Below are 18,751 nucleotides of genomic sequence, written 5' to 3'. Positions count from 1 at the left end.
CCATTATCATCCGGCGCCTTCTCACTGCCCGCTGGGCAGTTGTTTCAATGTGTCACCCGAGGCGCCAATGCACCGTTTTCCGTTTCACCGCTCTTTGATTGTCATCAGCCTGGGGCTGGTTACCCATTCTGTTAACGCCGCCCTGCAACACATGGCCGAAGCCCCGCTGGCCAGTGACACCGAGCTGCATTGCCACTTCAACCGCGACGCCAGCACCGACTGCACCACCACCCAGCACTACACGATCCTCACACCCAACGGCCGCGAAATGCTCTCGCGCATTGACTTCGATTACGCCGAAGGCGACACCTTCGAGGTGATCAGCGCTCAGTCCACCCAGCCTGGCGCCAAGCCGGTCGCACTGGACGCCGCACAAATCGACACCCGCACCGCGCCCAACCCGGACCAGGGTTTCAGCCGCGACAAGCAGACCTCCCTGGCCTTCCCGAACCTGCGCGTGGGCACACAGATTCGCTACACCGTGCGCGAACATCTCGCCGCCAAGCCGCTGGTGAGTCAGTTTCACTATGCCCTCACCTTCGGCCCCAGCGCGTTCCGTCGCGACCACGTCAAGGCGCGCTTTACCGCCGAACGGCCGATTCAGTGGCGCAGTGAGCTGTTCGACGGTTTCACCGTAACCCCGTCGGCCAATGGCAAGACGTTGGACGTGGTGCAAAAAGCCCCGACCTACCTCAACTACATCAACGAATCGTCCAGCGCTGCGCTACAGCGCATTCCGCGCCTGGAAGTGGGCAGCACCTTGGATCGCCAGGCGTACTTCGGTGATTTCGCCCAGCGCTACAACCAGATACTTGCCGCCAGGCTGCCTGCGCAAGCCGCCGCCGCTGTGGCCGCGGCAAGCGGCCTGGCGCCGGCGGAACAGGTCGCCGCGCTGATGCAGCACATCAACGATCACTACCGCTACCTGGGCGACTGGCGCGCGACAGAGCGTGGCTACGTGCCGTTCAACCTCGCGGAAATCGAGCAGCACGGCTACGGCGATTGCAAAGACCTCGCGATCCTGCTGACGGCGATGCTCAAGGCCAGCGGCATCAAGGCTGAAACCGCCTGGGTTAGCCGCGGCGACGTGGCGTACGCCTTGTTGATCCCCGGCACCAACGCACCGAACCACGCGATCGTGCGCGCCGAAGTGGACGGCCAGGTGTGGTGGCTCGACCCGACCAACCCGGTGTTTGCCCCAGGCCAGACCTTGCCCGACATCCAGGACCGCTGGGTGCTGGTCAACAACGCTCAGGGCCAGGTGCGCGAAGAACAGATCCCGCTGGAGCGCCCCGAAACCACCCTGCGTCTGGACAAACAGGTGCACTTTGACAAACAGGGCAATGGTGCCACCCAGGCGACCATCACCTTCGGCCGCCTGCCGCTGATGCAAATGAGCGTGGCTGACCGCCAACAAGGCACCACCGCCACCGACCAGAACCTCTGCGCGCATTTTGGCAACGAGATCAGCGGCTGCCAGATCACCCGCCAACCCACGACCTTTGTGGTGCACGACGGCTACACCGTCCGCGCCACCCTGAACGACCAGCGTGCCCTGGAAAAACTCGCGAATGACTACGTCTATACCGATGAGTCACTCAAAGGGCGCTGGGATGGCTTCATCAACTACCGCCGTCACCATCAACAGGCCGACCTGTACCTGGGCAACCCGCAGACCTACGACTACAGCTTCACGCTGACCGGCGGCAAGATGGAAAAAGCCATCCCCGGCTGCCAGGTGCGCTCGCCTTGGTACGACCTGGACCTGGACGGCAAGCGCACGGACGACGGGCTGTGGTATCACTATCGCCTGAGCCAGAAAACGCGTTGGCTGACTCACGCCGAGGTCGCCAGCGAGGCGTTTGGCAAAATGATTGACGAGGCGCGGGCGTGTGCCGAGCAGGTGCATCAGGTGGTGAAGCTCTGAAGGCAGCGTCAACGCAAATCCAATGTGGGAGCTGGCTTGTGTGGGAGCTGGCTTGCCTGCGATGGCATCAACTGGTTATGCCTGATCTACCGAGGCGTCTGCATCGCAGGCAAGCCAGCGCCCACATTTGGATCTCATGCTATCTGAGGGATGCCGTGTTGCAGGCTGATCCGGTTTCTTCAGCTGGATTCGCCGAGCAGCAACCCCTGCTCCCTTGCGCACAACTCCACCACGTAATCCCACAACACCCGCAGCCGCACTGACTTGTGCAGCTCCCGGCGCGAGCTGATCCAGTAGCTGCGCTGAATGCCCTCCGCCGGCAGCAACGCCACCAGGTCCGGGTCACCCGCCGCCATAAAGCACGGCAACACAGCGATGCCCAACCCCGAGCGCGCCGCCTGGTGCTGGGCGATTACGCTGGTGCTGTGGAACACCACTTTGGGGTTGCGGCAGAAGCTGCTGAGAAATTTGAGTTCCTGGCTGAACAGCAGGTCATCGACGTAATCGATCCATGCATGCACGGCGAGGTCTTCGCGCTTTTCAATCGGCGGGTTGCGGTCCAGATACGCGCGGCTGGCGTAAAGCGCGAGGCGGTAGTCAGTGAGTTTGCGCGTGACAAGTTGGTCGACGCTGGGGCGTTCGAGGTGAATGCTGATTTCCGCTTCGCGGTTGAGAATGCTGACGAAGCGCGGCACGGCCACCAGTTCGACTTCCAAACCTGGGTAACGGTCAAACAGCCCACCCATGCGACTGGCAAGAAACATCACGCCCAACCCTTCGGCCACGCCGAGGCGGATCTTGCCCAGGGGCGCGGCGGAATGGGTGAGTTCGTCTTCGGCCAGCAACGCGACGTTTTCCATGGCCTCGGCGTGTTTGAGCAAGGCTTCACCGGACGGCGTCAGCTCGTAGCCCTGCGCGTGCTGCACAAAAAGCGCAGTCCCCAGGCTCTTTTCGATGGCCTCGATATGCCGGGCGACAGTGGCGTGCGTGGTTTTCAGGCGCTGGGCCGCGGTGAGCAAGCGGCCGCTGCGTTGTAATTCGAGAAAAAACCGCAGGTCATTCCAGTCGAACATATCGCCTCCCTTGCGTGGACAGTCAGCAGCTGCGCTCATCGCAGTGGCTATAGGCACTGTTTAAAAACGCACAGCAGCTGGGTAAAAACTAACATTTTTAAGACGAAAACTAACAACTAGGATGGAGCCAATAAGAAAAACAAGCGAGACCTCAGATGCCCATTGCAGCTGCTGAATACGATTACGTGGTAGTAGGCGCCGGCCCCGCAGGCTGCCTGCTGGCCAATCGACTGTCCGCCAACCCCGCCCACCGCGTGCTGCTGCTCGAAGCTGGCGGCCGCGACAATTACCCCTGGATCCATATTCCCGTCGGCTACCTGTTCTGCATCGGTAACCCGCGCACCGACTGGTGCTTCAAGACCGAAGCCCAGGAAGGCCTGCAAGGCCGTGCGTTGAGTTACCCGCGCGGCAAGGTGCTGGGCGGCTGCTCGTCGATCAACGGCATGATCTACATGCGCGGTCAGGCCCAGGACTACGACGGCTGGGCCGCCGAGGGCAACCCGGGCTGGGCCTGGAAAGACGTGCTGCCGCTGTTCAAGCAAAGCGAAAACCACTTCGCCGGCGCTTCGGAATTTCACAGCGACGGCGGTGAGTGGCGCGTTGAGCAACAGCGCCTGCACTGGCCGATCCTGGATGCCTTTCGCGATGCTGCGGCGCAAAGCGGCATCGCGCCGATCAGCGACTTCAACCGGGGCGATAACGAGGGCTGCGGCTACTTCCAGGTCAATCAGAAGGCCGGCGTGCGCTGGAATGCGGCCAAGGCGTTTCTCAAGCCGATCCGCCAGCGGCCCAATCTCACCGTGCTGACCGAGGTCGAAGTGGACCGCGTGGTGCTGGAAAACGGCCGAGCCTCCCAGGTGCTCGGGCGTCAGAACGGCCATCAGATGAGCTGGAAAGCGCGCAAGGAAATCGTACTGTGCGCAGGCTCCGTGGGCTCGCCGGGCATCCTGCAACGCTCGGGGATCGGCCCTGCCCATGTGCTCAAACCATTGGGCATCGACGTGGTGCATGAGCTGCCCGGCGTGGGCGGCAACCTGCAGGATCACCTGCAACTGCGCCTGATCTACAAACTGGAAAACGCGCGCACCCTGAACCAGATCGCGGGCACCCTGTTGGGCAAAATGGGCATGGGCCTGCGCTACCTGTATGACCGCAGCGGCCCGCTGTCGATGGCGCCCAGCCAGCTCGGCGCGTTTGCCCGCTCCGGCCCGGAACAGACCTCGGCCAACCTTGAATACCATGTGCAGCCGCTGTCACTGGAGCGTTTTGGCGAACCCTTGCATGCGTTCCCGGCGTTTACCGCTTCGGTCTGCGACCTGCGCCCGCAAAGCCGCGGCCGTATCGACATCCGTTCGGCCAACCCGGCAGATGCGCCGTTGATTCGGCCCAACTACCTCAGCCATCCGCAGGATTTGCGCGTGGCCGCCGACGCGATTCGCCTGACGCGCCGCATCGTCGCCGCGCCAGCCTTGAGCCAGTTCAAGCCGGTGGAATACCTGCCCGGCGATTCATTGCAGACCGAAGCGGAACTGCACGAAGCCGCCGCGCGTATCGGCACGACGATTTTCCATCCGGTGGGCACCTGCCGCATGGGCAGCGACAAAGACGCCGTGGTCGATGCCCAACTGCGCGTACATGGCGTGCCGGGTTTGCGCATCGCCGATGCCTCAGTGATGCCACACATCACGTCGGGTAACACCTGCTCACCTACACTGATGATTGCGGAGAAGGCTGCGCAGTTGATCCTTTCGCCGAACACAAGGAATCTTGCCCCGGAAAGAGAAATGACCACACCCGCGTGACCTGCAGGCGTCCGGCTGGCCGGCGCCTGCACAGAGACAACCGGCGCCGAGGTTGGCGCCGACAGTGGAACAACAATAAATAATCACTGTGAGGGTTACCCGATGTCAGAACATGCTCAACCCCTGGGCTCGGCCGTTCGTGCGAGCACCGGCAGCGAATCAAGAAAAGTCATCTTCGCCTCGTCTCTGGGGACGGTGTTCGAGTGGTATGACTTTTTCCTCTACGGCGCTCTGGCGGCCGTGATCAGCAAACAGTTCTTTGCCGGGGTCAATGACACCACGGCGTTCATCTTTGCCTTGATGGCCTTTGCGGCCGGCTTCGTGGTGCGGCCGTTCGGCGCGCTGGTGTTTGGTCGCCTGGGTGACATGATCGGACGCAAGTACACCTTTCTCGTCACCATCATCCTGATGGGCGTGGCCACGTTTTGTGTCGGGCTGCTGCCGACCTACGCCAGCATCGGCATTGCCGCGCCGGTCATCCTAATCGTGCTGCGCATGTTACAAGGCCTGGCGTTGGGCGGTGAGTACGGCGGCGCAGCCACCTATGTGGCCGAGCACGCGCCGGCCGGCAAACGCGGCCTGCACACCAGCTGGATTCAATCCACCGCCACCCTCGGCCTGCTGCTGTCGCTGCTGGTGGTGCTGGCTTGCCGTTACTTCACCGGCGACCAGTTTGAAGTGTGGGGCTGGCGGATTCCGTTCCTGTTTTCCATCGTGCTGCTGGGCATTTCCACCTGGATCCGCATGAGCCTGCACGAGTCGCCGGCGTTTCTGAAAATGAAAGAGGAAGGCAAGGCGAGCAAGTCGCCGATCCGCGAGTCGTTCGGCAAATGGGAAAACCTCAAGGTGGTGCTGATCGCGCTGTTCAGCATCAACGGCGGGCAAGCAGTGACGTTCTACGCGGCGCAGTTCTATGTGCTGTTCTTCCTCACCCAATTCCTGAAAATGGACCCGGCGCTGGCCAACATGCTTTTGATTATCAGCGTGGTGATCGGCGCGCCGTTCTTTATTCTGTTTGGCTGGCTGTCGGACAAAATCGGGCGCAAACCGGTGCTGATGCTCGGTCTGCTGCTGGCTACCGCACTGTACTTCCCGATCTTCAAGGGCCTGGCGCATTACACCAACCCGGCGATGGACCAGGCCAGCCATCAGGCGCCGATTACCGTGCTGGCCGACCCGGCCACGTGCACCTTTCAGTTCGACCCGGTGGGCAAGGCGCGTTTTGACAGCCCGTGCGACAAGGTCAAGACCTTCCTGGTCAAGCAAGGCTTGCCGTACAGCAGTTCTGCGGCCCCGGCCGGCAGCCCGGTGCAGGTAAGCGTGGGTGACGTGCGCATCGACGGTTTCGACGAAGCGGCCCTGCGCGGTGCGGTGACACTCGCCGGCTACCCGTCTTCGGCGGATGTGGCTCAGGTCAACAAGGTCATGGTGGTGGTGCTGATCGTGGTGCTGATCCTGATCGCCGCCATGTGCTACGGCCCATTGGCAGCGTTGATGGTGGAACTGTTCCCGACGCGTATCCGCTACACCTCGATGTCGCTGCCCTATCACATCGGTAACGGCTGGTTTGGCGGCTTCCTGCCGACTGTGTCATTTGCCCTGGTGGTGTACACCGGCGACATTTTCTACGGCCTGTGGTACCCGGTGGTGGTGACTGGCGTGAGTCTGATCGTGGGGTTGTTCTGCCTCAAAGAAACCCGAAACGTGGACATCAATAACAACTGATCTTCAAGACGCCTAAGACCCCTTGTGGGAGCGGGCTTGCCCGCGAAGGCGATGTGCCAGTCGACACATTCGTTGACTGAGCCACCGCTTTCGCGAGTAAGCCCGCTCCCACTTTTGTGTTGTGGCACTCACACACTTTGCTGTACATCCATACAGATAATGGTTGCTCAAATCCCTCTGACTCAGCATCCTGCAAGGCATCAACCCGATCTGATGTGATGACCATGCGGCTGTACCTCTGTGAAAAACCCTCCCAGGCTAAAGATATCGCGGCCGTGCTCGGCGCCAGCCGGCGCGGCGACGGTTGCTGGCTGGGCAATGGGGTCACAGTCACCTGGTGCATCGGTCACCTGCTGGAAACCGCCCCGCCCGATGCCTACGACGCCAAATACAAGCGCTGGGTGCTGGCCGATCTGCCGATCGTCCCGGAAAAATGGAAGATGCAGGTCAAGCCCAAGACCGCCAGCCAGTACAAGGCGGTCAAGCGTTTACTGGGAGAAGCCCAGGACCTGGTGATCGCCACCGACGCCGACCGTGAGGGCGAGATGATCGCCCGGGAGCTGGTCGAGCATTGCCGTTATCGCGGGCCGATCCAGCGGCTATGGCTGTCGGCGCTGGATGACGCCTCCATTCGCAAAGCCCTGGCCGCGCTCAAGCCGGGCGCCGAAACCTTCAGCCTGTATCACTCGGCCTTGGGCCGCTCGCGCGCCGACTGGCTGATCGGTATGAACATGAGCCGTCTGTTTACCTTGCTCGGGCGCCAATCCGGCTATCAAGGCGTGTTGCCGGTGGGCCGGGTGCAAACGCCAACCTTGCGCCTGGTGGTGGACCGCGACCGCAGCATCGCCGACTTTGTGCCGGTGGCTTATTGGGCCATCGATGTCGATCTGCGCCATGAGCTCATGACCTTCACCGCCCAATGGCGCGCCACGGATGATGCGTGTGACGACCAGGGCCGCTGCCTTAACCCGCAGTTGGCCCGCGACGCTGCCGATGCCATGCGCAACGCCGCCACTGCGCGGCTGGTGAAGTTGCGCACCGAGCGCATGCGCGAGGTGGCGCCCCTGCCCTTCGATCTGGGTACCCTGCAGGAAATCTGTTCCAAAAAACTGGGGCTCGGTGCCCAGGAAACCCTGGATATCGCCCAGTCACTCTACGAAACCCACAAGGTCATCACCTACCCACGCAGTGATTGCGGCTACCTGCCGTTGAGCCAGCACAGCGAGGCGCCGAAGATTTTAGCTGCGTTGGGGCGTGCGGACCCGGCAGTGAACGAGCTGATGCCGCACATCGATCCCCAGCGCCGTTCGCGGGCCTGGAACGACGCCAAGGTCAGCGCGCACCACGGCATCATTCCCACCGGGGCCGGTAAGGATGTGGGGCAGCTCACTGGTAAATACCGTGCGGTCTACACCCTGATTCGCGCACGTTACCTGGCGCAGTTCCTGCCTAACCATGAATACGATCGCACCCAGGCGGATTTCGACTGCGCAGGCCAAGCGTTGCGCGCAGTCGGCAAGGTTGTCATCGAGCCAGGCTGGAAACGCGCGTTGCCCGAAGCACTGGCCCCGGCAAAGGGGCGCGAGGCACCCGCGCCGCAAGCCTTGCCGACGCTGGTGCAGGGCCAGGACTACGCGGTGGCCAAGGTCAACCTCAAAGACCTGTGGACCCAGCCGCCCAAACCCTTCACCGAAGGCGACCTGATCAAGGCGATGAAAAACGTCGCCAAGCTGGTGGAAGACCCGCTGCTCAAGCAAAAACTCAAGGACACCACCGGCATCGGCACCGAGGCCACCCGCGCCGGAATTATCCAGGGTCTGCTGGACCGTGGTTACCTGGTCAAAAACGGTAAGGCACTCTCGGCCACTCCGGCCGCATTCAGCCTGATCGACGCCGTACCTCGAGCCATTGCCGACCCAGGCACCACTGCGATTTGGGAACAGGCGCTGGACATGGTGCAAAGCGGTGAAATGAGCCTGGAAGAATTCGTCGCCAAGCAGGCGGCGTGGATGAGCAAGCAAGTGGCGCGCTGCAATGGTATGCGCATGACCATCACCGGCCCAGCCAGCCCGGCAGGCCGAGGCGCCACGCCATGGAAAAAGAAGCGCAAGACGGCGCCACGCAAGACAACGGCCGGTACCAAGCGGGGGAAAAAGCCGACAAATGCCGGGTGAAAGGCAAAAAAATCCAGCGAATGACGTTTTTCGACGGGTTTAACGCCGCTTTGGACCTTGCAGCCCCGTAGCCCGTCTAGGATTCTGTAAGGGACCTGCTGACTTCCTAACAACAACACCGGAGTGGCCGCCATGAAAACCGTCGCACAAGTGCTCAAAGCCAAGGACCAGAAGAACCAGGAGGTCCACACCATCAAGTCGCACCAGACGGTGATGGAGGCATTGATCCAGATGGCTGCCAAAAACGTCGGCGCCTTGCCGGTTGTGGACGAAGGCAAAGTCGTGGGGGTGATCAGTGAACGGGACTACGCACGTAAGCTGATCCTCAAGGGCCGCTCCTCCGCGACCACTGCCGTGAGTGAAATCATGAGCTCGCCAGTGATTACCGTCGATACTCACCAGAGCGTCGACAAGTGCATGAACATCATGACGGACGGTCACCTGCGCCACCTGCCCGTGGTCGAAGATGGCAAGCTGATCGGCCTGTTGTCCATCGGTGACCTGGTCAAGGAAGCCATTGCCGAGCAGGCTGATCTGATCAAACAACTGGAGCAGTACATCCGCGGCGAATAGGGGACCCCATGCTCGACACGCTGGAACATCAAGAAGACCACCTCGATACCCTGCACCGGGCGATGGCCGAGCGGCGCTTTATGGTGCTGACCGGTGCGGGCATCAGCACGTCGTCGGGCATTCCTGATTATCGCGACAGCGAAGGCGTGCGCCGGGGCAGGGCGCCGATGATGTACCAGGAATTCCTGGCCACGCCGCAAGCGCGGCGCCGCTACTGGGCGCGGGCGATGCTGGGTTGGCCACGGGTGCGGGTCGCGCAGCCGAACAAGGCTCACCTGGCGCTGGCCACGCTGCAACAACGCGAACGCATCAGCGGGCTGATTACGCAGAACGTCGATACCTTGCATGACCAGGCCGGTAGCCATGATGTGATCGAGCTGCATGGAAGCCTGCATCGAGTGCTGTGCCTGGATTGCCAGCAGCGCAGCGAGCGCGATGTGATCCAGCGGGTGATGGAAGATCAGAACCCCTACCTGGCCGGCGTCGATGCCGTGCAAGCGCCCGACGGCGATACGCTGCTCGATCCTGCCTTTGAAGAACGCTTCCAAGTCCCTCACTGCCCGCACTGCAACGGCCAACGGCTGAAGCCCGATGTGGTGTTTTTTGGTGAGAACGTCGCCCAGGCCACGGCGGCCAAAGCAATGGCCGCGGTACAGCAGGCTGAGGGGTTACTGGTGGTGGGCTCTTCGCTGATGGCCTATTCGGCGTTTCGCCTGTGCAAGGCGACGGTGGAGCAAGGCAAGCCGGTGATTGCCATCAACCTGGGCAAGACACGCGGGGATGAGCTGTTGCAGGTAAAGATCGAGGCGCCCTGCGAGCGGTTGCTGCCGTTGCTGGTCGAGCGGCTGAGCCAGTAGCAACAACAATGTGAACAGGGCTGCGTGTGGGAGCGGGCTTGCTCGTGAAGACGGTGCGTCAGTCAAAAGCGTTCCGGCTGACCCACCGCCTTCGCGAGCAAGCCCGCTCCCACAGATTTCTATACCGAATTAATGACCGCAACCCCTTCGACCAACCGCACAAAAAATGACGCCCAAGTCACGTTTTTCCGCATTCCCCCGTCCCTACAACGATTTATGTAGTGCTCGAAAAAAATCACTACATTACCGTTGACGTAACCTTTTTACCCTTGCATTATCGAGACGTCTCCCGGATCGGGAGCGTTGGTAACACGTGTTTTGAACAAGCTCGTCTGACCGCCGAGCTGTTTTTTCCGGATGTGCACTGCCCACAAGGCAGATTGATGAAGCTGACCGGCCCGCAAGGATCGGTACAAGAAGCTAAAACGCTGCTTGTCTTCGCTATGAAACCATTGCGTAGCCGCTCATCAGCAAAACTACATGCATCAGGTTCAAGACCCTGCCCGTATTCGGCAGACAGTCACTGACGCCCGGCTTTCTGAGCCGGAGACAACTAAGCAGTTTTAACGGAATCAACTGATAGATCGCCAACTGGTCAAGGGGCTTACATTATGAATCTGAACAACCAACCAACTATCGATGAATTGGCTGAGATGTTCGCAGCGCAGAAAGACACACTCGACGACCATATCCTGTGGGTCGAAAAATCGGGTCAAGTCCATATCGACTGCGTGGCGCCCCACACCCTTGAGGAAGAGTTCGATAAAAATAACCGTAACCTGGCGGCGCGCCTGAAAATGTACCGCCGCGGCCAGGGTTATGTCGGCAAGAAGGCGGCTGCGGATCAAAACTTTATCGAGCAGGTATTCGACACACTTAACACTGCCTGGGCATCTTTCAAAGACAGCTCGAACGTTAAAGTAATCGACCGCTACTACTAAGTAATACTCGACCACTGTGGGCGCTGGCCCGTCGGCAATAGCGGTTTAATATTCAACGTTAATGTTGAGTTTTAAATAGCCATCGCCGACGAGCCAGCGCCCACATTTGTTTTGCGTCGTAATCAAAACGATGGGAATCGGCCTTTAGCGGCTTCATCGCGAAAGATATCGAACAAGACCTGCGCAGCTGCCGACAATTCATGGCCCGGCTTGGTCAACACACCAATCGGTCGCTCGATCACCGGATCGCTCAACGTGATGCAATGGGCGCCCGCCTCTTCCATCTGTTTCGCGCACAACGCGGGTACGGCGCTGACGCCAAGGCCATTGGCAACCATCTTGCCCACCGTCGCCAATTGATGACTCTCTAGCGCCACCGGCAATTTCATTTGCAACGCGCCCAGGTGCTCCTCGAGCATCACCCGTACCGTGGAAGGCCGCTGCAGGGTAATGAACGGTTGCTCCAGCAAGGTTTGCCAGTCGATTTCGCTTCGCTGGGCCAACGGTGAATCTCCGGGCACTACCGCAATAAACCGGTCCAGGTACAACGGGGTGAACGCCAGTGACGAACCCTCGGACGGCTCGAACGCCACGCCCAGTTCCACCTGACGGTCACGCACCATCTCCAGCACCTGCTCGTTGATCAGGTCATGCACCGTCACGTTCACCTGCGGGTAACGAGCACGGAATATCTTCAGGATCGGTGGCAGCAAGTTGCCCGCAAACGACGGCATCGCCGCCACGGTGACCCGGCCACGCTGGAGGGTGAAACGCTGGCGCAGCTCGTCCTCGGCGTTGTCCCAATCGGCGATCAAGCGACGCGCCAGAGGTAACAACGACTCACCTTCAGGCGTCAGCGCGACATTGCGCGTATTGCGGCTGAACAAGCGCCCACCTAAACCCTCCTCCAGCCCTTTGATGGTCAGGCTGAGCGCCGATTGAGAGAGGTGCAGGCGCTCGCAAGCAGCGGCGAAACTCAGGCTCTGGGCCACGGCGAGAAAGGCACGCATCTGTTTAACGGTCATAGGAAGCTCCACGCTGCCAGTCAAATGCTGCAAGTGAGGTTGCCGCATGTCTAGGCTTTAAGTGTGCGGCATAACGCCGATTATGCTGTTTTTCAAACCAATCAACCTTAAAAAACAACTTAACAAATCAATCCGTCGGCGCAACACTCGTGTCATTGGCTGGCCCACACACAATAAAAGAGGTGCATATGGCAGGTTTCGATAAACGCGTGGCGTCCTATGAAGAAGCACTGGCAGGCCTGGAAGACGGCATGACCGTGCTCTCCGGTGGTTTTGGTCTGTGCGGCATTCCGGAAAACCTCATCGCAGAGATCAAGCGCAAAGGCACCCGCGACTTGACGGTGGTCTCCAATAACTGCGGCGTCGATGGTTTCGGCCTCGGCGTGCTGCTGGAGCAAAAGCAGATCAGCAAAGTGATCGCCTCCTACGTCGGTGAAAACGCCCTGTTCGAGAAGCAACTGCTCAGCGGCGAAATCGAAGTGGTATTGACGCCCCAAGGCACCCTGGCAGAAAAAATGCGCGCAGGCGGTGCCGGCATCCCGGCCTTCTTCACCGCCACCGGCGTCGGCACCCCCGTCGCCGAAGGCAAGGAAACCCGCGAATTCAATGGCCGCCCCTACCTGATGGAAGAGTCCATCACCGGTGACTTCGCCATCGTCAAAGGCTGGAAAGCCGACCATTTCGGCAACGTCATCTACCGCCACACCGCCCAGAACTTCAACCCGCTGGCCGCCACCGCCGGCAAGATCACCGTGGTCGAAGTTGAAGAAATCGTCGAACCGGGCGAGCTGGACCCGGCGCAGATCCACACCCCAGGCATCTACGTCGACCGGATCATCTGCGGCACCTTCGAGAAGCGCATCGAACAGCGCACTGTCCGCAAATAATCCGCCAGCCCAAATAATAAGGAGACAAACAATGGCTCTTACCCGCGAACAAATGGCTCAACGCGTCGCACGCGAAATGCAGGACGGTTTCTACGTCAACCTCGGCATCGGCATTCCGACCCTGGTGGCCAACTACATTCCCGAAGGCATGGAAGTGATGCTGCAATCGGAAAACGGCCTGCTCGGCATGGGCCCTTTTCCGACCGAAGAAACCATCGATGCCGACATGATCAACGCCGGCAAGCAGACCGTGACGGCACGCATTGGCGCCTCGATCTTCTCCTCTGCCGAGTCCTTCGCGATGATTCGCGGCGGCCACGTCGACCTCACCGTGCTCGGCGCGTTTGAAGTGGACGTCCAAGGCAACATCGCCTCGTGGATGATTCCCGGCAAATTGGTCAAAGGCATGGGCGGGGCCATGGACCTGGTGGCCGGTGCAGAAAACATCATCGTGATCATGACCCATGCGTCCAAGGACGGTGAGTCCAAGTTGCTCAGCCAGTGCAGCCTGCCGCTGACCGGCGCCAAGTGCATCAAGCGTGTATTGACGGACCTGGCTTACCTCGAGATCGAAAATGGCGCTTTTGTCCTCAAGGAACGCGCACCTGGCGTCAGCGTTGAAGAGATTGTGAGCAAGACCGCCGGTAAACTGATCGTCCCGGACCACGTTCCAGAAATGCACTTCCAGTGAGGACAGATTCCATGCAAGACGTCGTGATTGTTGCTGCCACCCGCACCGCCGTGGGCAGCTTTCAAGGTTCGCTGGCCAGTATCCCGGCACCGGAACTTGGCGCCGCCGTGATCCGTCGCCTGCTGGAGCAGACCGGCCTGGACCAGGCTCAAGTGGATGAAGTCATCCTCGGCCAGGTACTCACCGCCGGCAGCGGTCAGAACCCGGCGCGTCAGGCGTCGATCCTCGCCGGGCTGCCCCACGCAGTACCAGCGCTGACTCTGAACAAGGTCTGCGGCTCGGGCCTCAAGGCCCTGCACCTGGGCGCCCAGGCCATCCGTTGCGGCGACGCCGACGTGATTATCGCCGGCGGCATGGAAAACATGAGCCTGGCGCCGTACGTATTGCCTGCTGCGCGCACCGGTTTGCGCATGGGTCACGCCAAGATGATCGACAGCATGATCACCGACGGCCTGTGGGATGCGTTCAACGACTACCACATGGGCATCACCGCCGAGAACCTGGTGGACAAGTACGGCATCAGCCGTGAAGCCCAGGACGCGTTCGCCGCCGCTTCCCAGCAGAAAGCCGCTGCCGCGATTGAAGCGGGTCGGTTTGTCGATGAAATCACGCCGATCCTGATTCCCCAGCGCAAAGGCGACCCAGTGGCCTTCGCCGTGGATGAACAACCGCGCGCCGGTACCACCGCCGAATCCCTGGCCAAACTCAAACCTGCATTCAAGAAAGACGGCAGCGTCACTGCCGGCAACGCGTCCAGCCTCAACGACGGCGCCGCTGCAGTGTTGTTGATGAGTGCAGATAAGGCCAAAGCCCTCGGCCTGCCTGTGTTGGCACGTATCGCCAGCTACGCCAACGCCGGCGTCGACCCTGCGATCATGGGCATCGGCCCGGTGTCAGCCACTCGCCGCTGCCTGGACAAGGCTGGCTGGAGCCTGGGCGACCTGGACCTGATCGAGGCCAACGAAGCCTTCGCCGCGCAATCTTTGGCGGTGGGCAAAGAGCTGGAGTGGGACGCCGAGAAGGTCAACGTCAATGGCGGTGCCATCGCCATCGGCCATCCGATCGGTGCCTCGGGTTGCCGCGTGCTGGTGACCTTGCTGCATGAAATGATCAAGCGCGACGCCAAGAAAGGCCTGGCGACGCTGTGCATCGGTGGCGGCCAGGGTGTAGCCCTCGCCCTCGAGCGCAACTGATTCAAAGAGCAACATGAGAAAAGGCCCGTTGTGGCGAGCGGGCTTGCCCCGCGTTGGGCTGCGAAGCGGCCCCAGAACCAGGCACCGAGTGATGACTGACATACCGCGTTCTGCTGACTGAGGGCTGCTTCGCAGCCCAACGCGGGGCAAGCCCGCTCGCCACAACAAGCCGCTCGCCACGACGCGCCCGCCAGCGACAATAATCAGCGCTTCATGCAGCGCTGATACCGGTCATCCACGCGCTTGGCGAACCACGCGGTGGTCAGGTTGCGGGTGATCTTCGGGCTTTTCAGCACGATGCCCGGCAGTATCGCCCGTGGCATCGGCTTGCCGGCCGCTTTATCAGCCAGCGCGAATACGCGTTTGTAGAGGGTGGTCTCCTCAAAGTCCAATTGCTCACCCTTCTCCAACTGGCTACGGATGGTCGGATTGCGCATGTCCAACTTGGCCCCCAGGGAGCGCACCGCCAACTCAGTGGTGCCCGGCAACAATGAGCCATAGCGAATCAAGTCGCCATCCAACGCCAGCTCGGTGCCAGTAATGCGACTGACGGCGGCCTGGAACGCAGCGTTGCGGCTGGCGTACCAACCGGCGTTGAAGTCAGCAAAGCGGTACAGCGGCTGGTCATAACTGACCGGGTAGCCCAGCAAGTGGGCGATGCCGAAATACATGCCGCCGCGCCGCGTGAAGACTTCACGGCGAATCGTGCCGTCCACTGTGTAGGGATAACCCCGGGCCTGTTTCTGTGCAAAGTCGATGCTGACTTGCATCGGGCCTGCGGTATGCACCGGGTTGAAACCGCCAAATAAGGTATTACCCAGAGGCACCACGCTGATGAAATCGTCAAAGATTCCACTCAGGTCCTTCTCCGTGCGTGCAGCACTCAAACGCTCGGCGTAGGACTTGCCGGTAGGCGAGCGCAATTGCAGTGCGCTGCGCACCACAAAGGCCGGCACATGGACCTTGCCGGCACGGCGCAGGATTTCATCCTGGGCGATCTTGCCCATGTTTGGCACCGGCGGGTCGACCTGATAGGTGGACTCTTGCTCGGTGACTGCCAGCACGGCACAGATATTTTCGGTGCTGGGGTAGATTTTCTGAGTGTCGAAGGCGGTGTAGATGTCTTGTGCCCAGCCACCACGGTCCGGCACCGTCGCCGGCAGCAGGCGCACGATCTGCGCTTTCACCTCGGCCTCGCTACGCTCCGGCTGTTGCGGACTGCGTGAAGTGGAGCAACCGGCCAGCACCAGCAACGTGGTGAGGCACAGGATCAGGCGGCTTGAATACATGGGGCTTCCTTGGGTAACGACGGGCCGGGCATTGCGGATATCGACAGGTAAGTCTAACCGGGGTTCGCCGACCTGCCGTACTCGCCAATCACAAACTAACGTGACAGGATCTGTCATCGACCATTCCTACAAGGAGTTTGAATGCCATGCTCAGTGTGAACTTCCTCGTCACCTGCCTGATCGTCGTGCTGATCCCCGGCACCGGTGTGATCTTTACCGTCTCCACCGGCCTCACCGCCGGCAAGCGCGCCAGCGTATTTGCTGCGCTGGGTTGTACCGCTGGCATCCTGCCCCACTTGCTGGCATCGGTGCTCGGCCTCTCCGCCCTGCTGCACACCAGCGCGTTGGCGTTTGAAGTGCTCAGGTATGCGGGCGTTGCCTACTTGCTCTACCTGGCCTACGCCACCTGGCGTGATCGCTCGGCCTTCGCGATGAATGACGCACCGACCGCAACCACAGCGCGCGGCCTGATGATCCGTGGTTTCCTGTTGAACATCCTCAACCCCAAACTGACAATTTTCTTCCTGGCCTTTCTGCCCCAGTTCGTTACCCCAGGCAACATCTCGCCCGCCGTGCAAATGCTGGTACTGAGCGCGGTATTCATGGCGATGACGTTTGCGGTTTTCGTCATCTATGGCTTGCTGGCCAATGGCTTTCGCCGCGCCGTGATCGAATCGCCGCGCGTGCAGAACTGGCTGCGCCGAAGTTTTGCGGCAGCCTTTGCAGGGTTGGGCTTGAACCTGGCATTTGCGCAGCGCTGACAAGGACTACCGAAACATCCCACGCAACACCCGGATAAGCTCTACAGATACCACCTGAAAACCTCGGCAAAGTCCTTCGCCTGATCACACAGCGCGAGGGATTGCAGATGGTTTTTTGTGTTGGAACACGTATTGACGGGGCTGTCGCTTGAACCCGGCTATTGGCCGGCTGGCCCTGAGGCCCATGGACGTCAAAGCGCCGGATGTTGAAGGCGTCTTACGTGATTTCCGGGGCTGCCTGAACACCTTTGACGACTGGGCTTTAAGCTTCTGGAGCTTTTCGGCGCTGGATGTCGAGCAGGTGTTCAAGGTTGGCGATGAAGTGACGCTGGTCGCGCCCATAGCCCCCTCCATTTTTCCCAGCAGCACCGTCGCCACCTGCCAGGCCAACGGCACGTTGACCCTGGTGCACATGTTCCAAAGCACGCAGTTTGTGCCCATCGGCGATACGCCGGTGATACTGCAACGCGTCAACCCCAACGGTGGCCCGCTGGGCGAGCCGATCCACAAAACCATCGGCCCCAGCGGCATTCTTGAAATCACCGAGTGTGATCGCAACCAGCAGTACCGAATCAGTTTTTATCCCAACGTTTCCAAGGATCACGTCAAGGCGCTGTATGCGTCTTATCAGTCGGTGATCGCGGAACTGGAAGCGCGCCTGCGCGACGAATGGAACAGCACGCTTGAGGCACGGTGGAAAGACTTTACGGACGCTATCGCGCAAGACCAGCGCAGGATGGTGGAAACGGCGTTTCTAAGTGGCATGGGCAAAGCGCTTTACAGCCTGTGGGACAACATAACTCAACTGGTTGATTTACTGGCGGACATCAAGCCCAGCAGCGAGAAGTTGCTGCAATACATCTCCCAAACTGAACTTGATGAGCTGCTGAAGCTCGGCAACGACGCAATCGCCGACGGCCTGCTGGTGCTCAGCGATGAGCCATTGTTGTTCATTTACGTGTCGGCAATGGTCAGCTGGATGCGCATGCTGCCGCCGAAAGAAATGCATGAATTGATGGGGGAAATCACTGGCGAGGTGTTGATCAACCTGCTGCTGATTTGGGCGACAGCAGGCGTGGGTGTGGCGGTGCGCCTGAGTACGAAGGTGCTGGGGCATATCAAGTCTGAGCGGACGTCGGAGTTGTTGGAGTTGCTGGCTAAAAAGCTGGTGATGCCCCGGTTGGAGCCGCATGCCAAGGTGGTTAAGCCGTTGCTGGGACGGAGTGCCGCAACCCCAATCAAGACGGTGCCGGTTGCACCGTTGAAGGCTGGGGATCAGTTGGTTTCCAACCCAGTGCCGGCGGTTCGTACCAAGAAACAGCAGACCGCGTTGGTGCGCCAGGAACACGTCGATGATGTGCCTGTTGCTGCGAAGAATCCCCAGGGAGACGCGGCGGCGCCTGCCGACAAAACCGCCACCAATGGCTGCCCGGTGTCGATGGTCACCGGCGAAGAATTGCTGACCCTTACCGATGGTGCGCTGGACGGGATTTTGCCGTTTGAGTGGACGCGGCTGTATCGCACCAGCGCGGTGGAAGTGGATTGTGGGTTGGGGTTTGGTTGGAGTCATGCGCTGGCGCAGCGGTTGGTGGTTGCGGGCGATTCGGTGGTTTGGACGGATCATGAGAATCGGTCGACTGCCCTGCCCTTGCCTACTGTGGCTCGTCCGGCGATTACCAATAGCTTGGCGGAAGCGGCGATCTATTTGGGTGCTCTGCCCGATGAGTTGGTGCTGGCTCAGGCGTCACGTTTCTACCATTTCCGCGACGGTGTGCTGACGGCGATCAGCGATGCGTATGACAACCGGCTGCGGATTTCTCGTGATCGTTTGGG

The 18,751-nt window shown here is 60.5% G+C and carries 15 protein-coding genes; 12 read left to right on the top strand and 3 right to left on the bottom strand.

The features are described 5' to 3' along the window. Positions 1–67 precede the first annotated feature (67 nt). Positions 68–1,927 carry a DUF3857 domain-containing transglutaminase family protein gene (locus ACP7B3_RS21870; protein WP_426180741.1) on the top strand — a complete coding sequence of 620 codons (1,860 nt, stop codon included), beginning with the start codon at positions 68–70 and terminating at the stop codon, positions 1,925–1,927. A gap of 179 nt (positions 1,928–2,106) precedes the next feature. Here the strand turns inward: ACP7B3_RS21870 and ACP7B3_RS21865 are convergent, their stop codons facing one another. Continuing rightward, complete coding sequence (locus ACP7B3_RS21865) at positions 2,107–3,000, bottom strand: LysR family transcriptional regulator (RefSeq protein WP_145163415.1); 894 nt, start codon at positions 2,998–3,000, stop codon at positions 2,107–2,109. A gap of 155 nt (positions 3,001–3,155) precedes the next feature. Here ACP7B3_RS21865 and ACP7B3_RS21860 point away from each other — a divergent pair, with 155 nt between their 5' ends. The 6 genes from ACP7B3_RS21860 (at position 3,156) to ACP7B3_RS21835 (ending at position 11,072) form a co-directional block, all read left to right on the top strand. Then, positions 3,156–4,802, top strand: coding sequence for a GMC family oxidoreductase (locus tag ACP7B3_RS21860; RefSeq protein WP_426180739.1), 1,647 nt, complete (start codon positions 3,156–3,158; stop codon positions 4,800–4,802). 102 nt (positions 4,803–4,904) lie between these two features. Then, a complete protein-coding gene (locus ACP7B3_RS21855; protein ID WP_369302727.1) occupies positions 4,905–6,527 on the top strand; it encodes an MFS transporter in 1,623 nt (540 codons plus the stop codon). Between the two features lie 224 nt (positions 6,528–6,751). Beyond that, positions 6,752–8,701, top strand: a complete 1,950-nt coding sequence (locus ACP7B3_RS21850) for a DNA topoisomerase III (RefSeq protein WP_426180736.1) — start codon at positions 6,752–6,754, stop codon at positions 8,699–8,701. A 132-nt stretch (positions 8,702–8,833) separates the two neighbouring features. Then, the gene (locus tag ACP7B3_RS21845; RefSeq protein ID WP_145163407.1) at positions 8,834–9,274 is read left to right on the top strand and encodes a CBS domain-containing protein; all 441 of its coding nucleotides are present in this window, start codon (positions 8,834–8,836) and stop codon (positions 9,272–9,274) included. A gap of 8 nt (positions 9,275–9,282) precedes the next feature. Then, positions 9,283–10,131: an NAD-dependent protein deacetylase gene (locus ACP7B3_RS21840; protein ID WP_426180734.1), complete on the top strand. Its 849-nt coding sequence runs from the start codon at positions 9,283–9,285 to the stop codon at positions 10,129–10,131. Between the two features lie 611 nt (positions 10,132–10,742). Continuing rightward, the gene (locus ACP7B3_RS21835) at positions 10,743–11,072 is read left to right on the top strand and encodes a hypothetical protein (protein ID WP_242200819.1); all 330 of its coding nucleotides are present in this window, start codon (positions 10,743–10,745) and stop codon (positions 11,070–11,072) included. Between the two features lie 122 nt (positions 11,073–11,194). Here the strand turns inward: ACP7B3_RS21835 and ACP7B3_RS21830 are convergent, their stop codons facing one another. Next, on the bottom strand, positions 11,195–12,097 hold the full coding sequence (locus ACP7B3_RS21830; RefSeq protein ID WP_145163403.1) for a LysR family transcriptional regulator: 903 nt from the start codon (positions 12,095–12,097) through the stop codon (positions 11,195–11,197). A gap of 188 nt (positions 12,098–12,285) precedes the next feature. On the opposite strand from ACP7B3_RS21830, the gene ACP7B3_RS21825 reads away from it, so the two are divergent. The 3 genes from ACP7B3_RS21825 to ACP7B3_RS21815 are packed head-to-tail and all read left to right on the top strand — an operon-like array spanning position 12,286 to position 14,868. Further along, the gene (locus ACP7B3_RS21825) at positions 12,286–12,984 is read left to right on the top strand and encodes a CoA transferase subunit A (RefSeq protein WP_058425579.1); all 699 of its coding nucleotides are present in this window, start codon (positions 12,286–12,288) and stop codon (positions 12,982–12,984) included. A gap of 31 nt (positions 12,985–13,015) precedes the next feature. Then, positions 13,016–13,675: a CoA transferase subunit B gene (locus ACP7B3_RS21820; protein WP_017135011.1), complete on the top strand. Its 660-nt coding sequence runs from the start codon at positions 13,016–13,018 to the stop codon at positions 13,673–13,675. Between the two features lie 11 nt (positions 13,676–13,686). After that, positions 13,687–14,868: an acetyl-CoA C-acetyltransferase gene (locus ACP7B3_RS21815; protein ID WP_426180731.1), complete on the top strand. Its 1,182-nt coding sequence runs from the start codon at positions 13,687–13,689 to the stop codon at positions 14,866–14,868. Positions 14,869–15,071: 203 nt separating this feature from the next. On the opposite strand, the gene ACP7B3_RS21810 is transcribed toward ACP7B3_RS21815, so the two are convergent. Further along, complete coding sequence (locus tag ACP7B3_RS21810) at positions 15,072–16,157, bottom strand: DUF1615 domain-containing protein (protein WP_369302734.1); 1,086 nt, start codon at positions 16,155–16,157, stop codon at positions 15,072–15,074. 146 nt (positions 16,158–16,303) lie between these two features. Here ACP7B3_RS21810 and ACP7B3_RS21805 point away from each other — a divergent pair, with 146 nt between their 5' ends. Continuing rightward, a complete protein-coding gene (locus ACP7B3_RS21805; RefSeq protein ID WP_404487618.1) occupies positions 16,304–16,918 on the top strand; it encodes a LysE family translocator in 615 nt (204 codons plus the stop codon). 184 nt (positions 16,919–17,102) lie between these two features. Then, a partial coding sequence (locus ACP7B3_RS21800) for a DUF6531 domain-containing protein (protein WP_426180730.1) occupies positions 17,103–18,751 on the top strand: 1,649 nt, incomplete at its 3' end.

Source organism: Pseudomonas sp. TWRC1-2, from assembly GCF_049896685.1.
GTDB lineage: Bacteria > Pseudomonadota > Gammaproteobacteria > Pseudomonadales > Pseudomonadaceae > Aquipseudomonas.
This window is presented reverse-complemented; position numbering and strand designations above follow the sequence as displayed.